This is a genomic window from Trinickia sp. (assembly GCF_051961175.1).
GTDB lineage: Bacteria > Pseudomonadota > Gammaproteobacteria > Burkholderiales > Burkholderiaceae > Trinickia.
This window is the reverse complement of sequence record NZ_JBQCDN010000161.1, coordinates 1-6506: the sequence shown is the minus strand read 5'-3', so window position 1 is coordinate 6506 and position 6506 is coordinate 1. Positions and strand designations below refer to the sequence as shown.

Genomic DNA, 6506 nt, shown 5'->3' with positions numbered 1-6506 from the left:
GCCGACTGCCGCACCGCGTGCATCGCTTCGCCGACGCGCGTCATCAGGACATTGAACCCGGTCGCCGCCGCGCCGATCTCGTCATGGGCCAGGACCGGCGCGCGCAGCGTGAGATCGAGCGACGTGCTGGCCCGTTCCAAAGTCGTCTTGATGCTGTCGAGCGCGCCGAGAATCGAGCGCGACAGCGCCGTGATCCAACCGACAATCAATACGAGAATGGCGGCAAGCACGACGATGATGGTCCAGCGGGTACGGGTTCTGATGCGCTGCGCCGTGTCTGCGGCTCGCTGAGCTTGTTGGTTTGCCGCACGGCCGAGTCGTTCGAACTCGGCTTGCATGGGCTTGAAGTCGTTGTGGTAGAGCGCCGTCATTTTGTCATTGGCGGTCTTCACGTCTCGGGTTGCCAGATCGATGATGTCGCGCGACTTGCGGTCGTAGCTGTTCCATTGGGCGAGAACGGTGGCTACCTGAGCCTGCGTCTCAGAATCGTCGAGTAGCGGCTTGATCTGCTCCGCCCGCTGTTCGATGTTCTGCTCGGCATCCGCAAAGATGTGCTTCGTGTCATCGGAGGTCGGGTCCGTCTCGATCGTCGAGAGGGCATACGCTTTCATTTCCGTCAGTGCAACCGCGATTTCTTGTTGACGCCGCGTGTTTCGCTGGGTTTGGTCGGCGGTGCTCAGGCTGAGAGCGGAAACGACGATGCCGCCACCGAGGGACACCACGGATACCGCCACGAGGAGTTGAAGCTTTTGCTTGATGTTCATAGAGCCCGATGCAAATTAAATGTTGCCCGCTCTGTTAACGGCTGAAATGGCGTATTCTGATTGTAAGGAAATCCTTAATCTTCTGTAATCTGAGCGGTCTGTTTATCCTTACTCCGATTGGAGCGTTTCGGCTGAGCGTCCCGTCGTCTGCGATTCGCTCCCCGTATCGCCCCATGTGAATTTCGAATTGTTCGGCTATCGATTTCGCTTTCGCTTCAACATCCGTTGCACAGACTTGTTTCGATCCTAAAGAGGAGACGTGCATGAAGTGGGTGCGCTTTGGTGTGCGAGGCGAGGAACGGCCCGGCGTGGTGGACTCGGGCGGCCGCATTCGCGATCTTTCGCATTCGCGAGTGCTTGTTTGAACGAACCCGATCTCGTTGAATTCCCGTGAGCGGCGTTGCTTGCACGCTGGTTTGCGGTCGAACACCAGTGGTGCTTCAGCGGCGCCGACTAGAGAGAGTGTCGCGCTATGTTGCCCAAGCCACCAAAGCCTTGCCGCAGAGTTCCTATGCTAGGAGGCTCCCTCAACGCTTCTAGCTTCTAGTCAGGAGAAGGCCCATGCGCATGCTTCTCAACGTACGAATTCCCCATGAACCGTTCAATGCTTTTGTGCGCGACGGCACCATCGGGGAGGTGATGGACCGAATACTCCAGGAGACAAAACCCGAAGCGGTCTACTTTACCGAGCAAAATGGAACGCGGGGCGCCGTCATCATCGTCAACCTCGATGAGCCCTCGCAGGTCCCGGCATTCGCCGAACCTTGGTTTCTGATGTTCAACGCCGACTGCGAGTTTCGCGTAGTGATGGTGCCCGAGGACCTGAAGCAGGCCGGGTTGGAAAGTCTTGGATCGAAATGGAAATAAAGAAAGCCGGCATGGCGCTGCAGCGCATGCCGGCTGGGCGTGGGACATAGGTTAGCTACTGAGAGCGCGCCAAGCGATTGCGACGCGCGGGCGAGCCATCAGGATGGCTCAACAACCGCTCAGGCTTCGACCGCGCTCAAGTCCTGCGCGGTTTCCACCACCTCAGGCGTACGAATCAGGTAATCGAACGCGCTCAATGCCGCCTTCGCCCCATCGCCCGCTGCGATCACGATCTGCTTGAACGGAACCGTCGTGCAATCGCCGGCCGCAAACACACCCGGCACATTCGTCTGCCCCTTGGCATCGACAACGATTTCGCCGAACCGGCTCAACTCCATCGTGCCCTTGAGCCATTCAGTATTCGGCACGAGACCGATCTGAACGAACACGCCTTCGAGGTCGACCGTGTGCTCGACACCGCTCACGCGATCCTTATAACGCAGGCCGTTCACCTTGTTGCCGTCGCCAGTGATTTCCGTCGTTTGCGCATTCACATGCACCGTGACATTGGGCAGGCTGCCGAGCTTGGCAACCAGCACCGCGTCGGCCTTCAGCTGATCGTTGAACTCGATCAACGTGACATGCGCCACGACACCGGCCAGATCGATCGCCGCTTCGACGCCCGAGTTGCCACCGCCGATCACCGCGACGCGTTTGCCCTTGAAGAGCGGGCCGTTGCAGTGGGGGCAGTAGGCTACGCCCTTGTTCTTGTACTCCTGCTCGCCCGGCACGTTGACATTACGCCAGCGCGCGCCGGTCGAGATAATGACGCTGCGGCTCTTGAGCACGCCGCCGTTTTCCATCCGCACGCCCACCAAGCCGCCCGGCTGCGAGGCCGGAATCAGTTCGACAGCGCGCTGCTGCGACATGATGTCGACACCGTAGTGGCGCACTTGCGCTTCGAGCGCGGCCGAGAACTTCGGACCGTCGGTTTCGAGCACGGAGATGTAGTTCTCGATCGACAAAGTATCGTTGACCTGACCGCCCATCCGTTCAACGGCGATGCCCGTATCGATACCCTTACGCGCGGCATAAACCGCAGCCGCCGATCCGGCAGGCCCGCCACCGACGATCAGCACGTCGAAGGCATTCTTCGCGTTGAGCTTCGCCGCTTCACGTTCCGCGGAACCCGTATCGAGCTTCGCGACGATTTCCGCGAGATCCATCCGGCCCGCGCCGAACATTTCGCCGTTCAAATAGACGCTCGGGACGGCCATGATCTGGCGCTCGTCCACTTCGCCCTGGAACAGCGCGCCGTCCACCACGACGGTTTTGACGCGCGGGTTGAGCACCGCCATCAAGCTCAACGCCTGCACGACGTCCGGGCAGTTATGGCAAGACAGCGACATGTAGACCTCGAAGCGATAGTCGCCGTCGAGCGCCTTGATTTGCTCGATCAGCTCCGGCTCGACCTTGGGCGGATGGCCGCCGGTCCAGAGCAGGGCGAGTACGAGCGAAGTGAATTCGTGACCGAGCGGGATGGCGGCAAAGCGCAGGCTTTGCCCGCCGCCCACCGGATTCAGGCTGAACGACGGCTTGCGCGCGTCATTGCCATCGGTGCGCACGGTGATCTTGTCCGACAGCTCGGCGATGGTCTTCAGCAGTGCCTCGAGTTCGCGCGAGCTGGCTTGTTCGTCCAGCGATGCCACGAGTTCGAACGGCTGATTCACGCGTTGCAAGTAGGCTTGCAATTGGCCCTTGAGGCTGTCGTCCAACATAGTGATCCTCGATGCTTGAGAGGTTACGAACCAGGAATTTCGAGGCCGGCCGGGGTACCCGGCCGGCGCGTCAGACCGTCGAATCGTCAATTCGTCATTGCGATTGACGCCAATTGACGCAGATTGATGCTGCTTAGATCTTGCCGACGAGGTCGAGCGACGGGGTCAGCGTCTTCGCGCCTTCCTTCCACTTGGCCGGGCAGACTTGGCCAGGGTTGGCGGCGACGAATTGCGCAGCCTTCAGCTTGCGCAGCGTTTCCGAGACGTCGCGAGCGATCGCGTTGTCGTGCACTTCCAGCGTCTTGATCGTGCCTTCCGGGTTGATGATGAAGGTGCCGCGCAGGGCCAGACCTTCTTCCGGGATATGCACGCCGAACGCGTTCGTCAGCTGGTGCGTCGGGTCGCCAACCAGCGGGAACTTGGCCTTGCCCACGGCTTCCGACGTTTCGTGCCACACCTTGTGCGAGAAGTGCGTGTCGGTCGTGACGATGTAGACTTCCGCGCCGGCCTTTTGGAACTCGGCGTAGTTTTCTGCCGCGTCCTCGACTTCGGTCGGGCAGTTGAACGTGAATGCAGCCGGCATGAAGATCACGACCGACCACTTGCCCAGGAGCGACTGTTCCGTGACCTCAACGAACTTGCCGTTGTGGAAAGCTTGTGCCTTGAACGGTTGGACTTGGGTGTTGATGAGCGACATAAAGTTTCCTCGAGAAGGGTTGGTGCTGCGTTTGCCTGCGTTTGCCGTTTGACGGACTCTATATTGAAGAAAACTAACATTATACGCTATTTGATAGTTGCTATCTAACCGATAGAGTGAGCCTAACGACGCCATAGCGGATGCGCCGGCCGGGGATGCGGGGCGACGTCGGAGGCAACCCGGACGATGCGCACGACCGCTATTCCCCGGTCGAACGAAAGGAGCACGCAGCGATCCAGCATAGAGAGGGCGTACCGCCGTCCGGCAGGATTGCCGGCGCTTCCCCGCTTGTTGGGCGATGCTCCGAACGTCTGATGGGTCGACGCTTTGCAGACATCCGGCGCTCGGGGGACAATGCCTTGCGCATCTTTTCCGAGGCTCCGACGTGGCTACATTTCAGCCTGATGGGTGGCACACCGTCACGCCGCGCATTGTCGTGCGTGAACCGGAAAACCTGATCACATTTATCTGGAAGGTATTTCAGGCACGTGGCGAATTCCGTCACGGACTGCCTGCCGAAATCCGGATCGGCGATTCCGTCGTGATGGTGAGCGGCGGCGACGGCCTTCGCGAGCCGATGCCGGCATTTCTGTATGTCTATGTTGAGGATGTCGATTCGACCTACCGGCGAGCGATTGCAGCCAGTGCGATCTCGCTTGAAGCGCCGGCCGACATGCCATATGGCGACAGGCGAGCGATGGTCAGAGATCCATGGGGAAACACTTGGCAGATTGCCACGCATCAGCGCGACCTCTCGGCGGCCGAGATCCGTTCGAGTTTGGGCAGCGACGGATAGACCCATATGTCGGAAGCAGGAGAGATTTGAATGTGGGGCTTCGTCGTCCGTCTGCAATTAGACGCTTCTGGCGACGTGAAGCACGTTACTGGCGGGGCTGGATGGTCACCGCCGCGAGACCTGCCGCTGCGAACGCGCACAGGGCCGAAACCAGTGCGACAGCGCGCAGCGCATCGGTGATGGCGTCGGCTTGCGCCTGAGCCACGGGGGTGAGCGGCGGCTTTTGAGCATCGGCGGCTGCGGCCCCGGGGTGAGGGTCCGGCTCCAGTAACTGTCCGGTTTGGCGCACTTGCGGAGGAACGTTCAGTTTGTCGAGCCGTGCCGCCAGCGCCGCGTCGTGCGACCACACGAATACGATGCCGAGCACCGCGACCGCGAGCAGGCTCGCCACGCGCGCAACCGCGTTGTTGATGCCGGATGCGACGCCTGTACGGTCGCTCGGCACTGAGTTCATGACGGTCGTCGTCAGCGGCGCGACCGTGATGGTCATTCCGAGCCCCAGTACGGTTAGCGCAGGGAGGATCCCGGCCCAAAAGCTGCCGCTAACGAACGGCAGCGCGAGCATCGCGAACCCGATTCCGGCAACGCCCGGGCCAGCGCTCAGCAGGATTCGCGAACCGAAACGGTTCGTAATGCCTCCGGTGAAGCGCGACAGCAAACCCATGATGACAGGCACTGGCAGCAGCGCAGCGCCCGCTTCGGTCGCAGTGTAGCCACGTGCGCGAATCAGCGTGAATGGCAGGAAGAACAGTGCGCCGCTGAGGCCGAAGTAGAGCAGCAGCGTGACGACGTTGGCGCCGGCGAAATCGCGAGAGCGGAAGATGTCGAGCGGCGTCATCGGACAACGACTATTCGCTTCGATCATGACAAACGCGGCCAGCACGAGCACGCCGGCGCCGATCGCGCACAGTACGACCGGATGTGCGAAACCATGCGCCGGCACTTGGGTCAGGCCGTAGGTGAGGGCGGCGAGCCCAGCGGCCGCGCTCAGCGCGCCAGCCCAGTCCAATCGTTCACGCGCATCGGCCTTATAGCTGTTCGGCACCGACGAAATCGCGAGCGCAATCGTCGCCGTGGCGAGCGGCACGTTGAGGAAGAAGATAGCCCGCCAGGACAACGTGTCGACAAGCGCGCCGCCCGCCACCGGCCCCACCGCCGACGTGATGGCGCCGACGCCCGCCCAGGTACCGATTGCCCGTCCGCGCGCTTCGCCTTCGAATACGGCGCCGATGATCGCCAGGCTGCTCGGGACGAACAGTGCGGCGCCGATGCCCTGCACCGCGCGCGCTGCGATTAGAGAACCCGCGTTTGGCGCTAGCCCGCAAGCGGCCGACGCCAGCGTGAAGATTCCTATGCCAACAATGAACACCGTGCGGCGGCCGAGCTTGTCTCCCATCGACCCGCCCACCAGCACGAGCGACGCGAGAAAGAGCAAGTAGGCGTTAACGACCCACTGCAGTGCCGCGACGCTCGCGTGCAGCTCACTCTGAATGGCGGGCAGCGCTACGTTAACGACAGAGCCGTCGATAAATGCCATGCTCGAGCCGAGAATCGTCGCGGCGAGCGCAAGACGCTTGCGCCGGCATGGCCGATCCACTGTTGCGTGCTGCGAGCGGATGACGAGTTCGTCACACGGGCTTGCTTGGGCGGCAACAGCGCGGGTG

Annotated in this window: 6 protein-coding genes; 2 read left to right on the top strand and 4 right to left on the bottom strand. The window is 61.5% G+C overall.

Features of this window, described 5'->3' with window-relative positions:
• A partial coding sequence (locus tag ACTHL0_RS09320) for a HAMP domain-containing protein (RefSeq protein ID WP_440566444.1) occupies positions 1-764 on the bottom strand: 764 nt, incomplete at its 3' end.
• A 561-nt stretch (positions 765-1325) separates the two neighbouring features.
• On the opposite strand from ACTHL0_RS09320, the gene ACTHL0_RS09315 reads away from it, so the two are divergent.
• Entirely contained in the window at positions 1326-1631 is a 306-nt protein-coding gene (locus tag ACTHL0_RS09315; RefSeq protein WP_440566443.1) for a panthothenate synthetase, read from the top strand.
• Between the two features lie 119 nt (positions 1632-1750).
• Here ACTHL0_RS09315 and ahpF read toward each other — a convergent pair whose 3' ends face one another.
• Both ahpF and ahpC read right to left on the bottom strand, forming a co-directional pair.
• Positions 1751-3349: an alkyl hydroperoxide reductase subunit F gene (ahpF, locus tag ACTHL0_RS09310; protein ID WP_440566442.1), complete on the bottom strand. Its 1599-nt coding sequence runs from the start codon at positions 3347-3349 to the stop codon at positions 1751-1753.
• A 133-nt stretch (positions 3350-3482) separates the two neighbouring features.
• The gene (gene ahpC, locus ACTHL0_RS09305) at positions 3483-4046 is read right to left on the bottom strand and encodes an alkyl hydroperoxide reductase subunit C (RefSeq protein ID WP_440566441.1); all 564 of its coding nucleotides are present in this window, start codon (positions 4044-4046) and stop codon (positions 3483-3485) included.
• A gap of 385 nt (positions 4047-4431) precedes the next feature.
• Here ahpC and ACTHL0_RS09300 point away from each other — a divergent pair, with 385 nt between their 5' ends.
• Entirely contained in the window at positions 4432-4842 is a 411-nt protein-coding gene (locus ACTHL0_RS09300) for a VOC family protein (protein WP_440566440.1), read from the top strand.
• Between the two features lie 85 nt (positions 4843-4927).
• On the opposite strand, the gene ACTHL0_RS09295 is transcribed toward ACTHL0_RS09300, so the two are convergent.
• Positions 4928-6506 (bottom strand): MFS transporter (locus ACTHL0_RS09295; RefSeq protein ID WP_440566439.1); only part of this gene is annotated, 1579 nt, incomplete at its 5' end.

Excerpts from the sequence above, each read along its gene's own strand:
- ACTHL0_RS09315 (WP_440566443.1), top strand. The coding sequence starts at position 1,326 with ATGCGCATGCTTCTCAACGTACGAATTCCCCATGAACCGTTCAATGCT.
- ahpF (WP_440566442.1), bottom strand. The coding sequence starts at position 3,349 with ATGTTGGACGACAGCCTCAAGGGCCAATTGCAAGCCTACTTGCAACGC.
- ahpC (WP_440566441.1), bottom strand. The coding sequence starts at position 4,046 with ATGTCGCTCATCAACACCCAAGTCCAACCGTTCAAGGCACAAGCTTTC.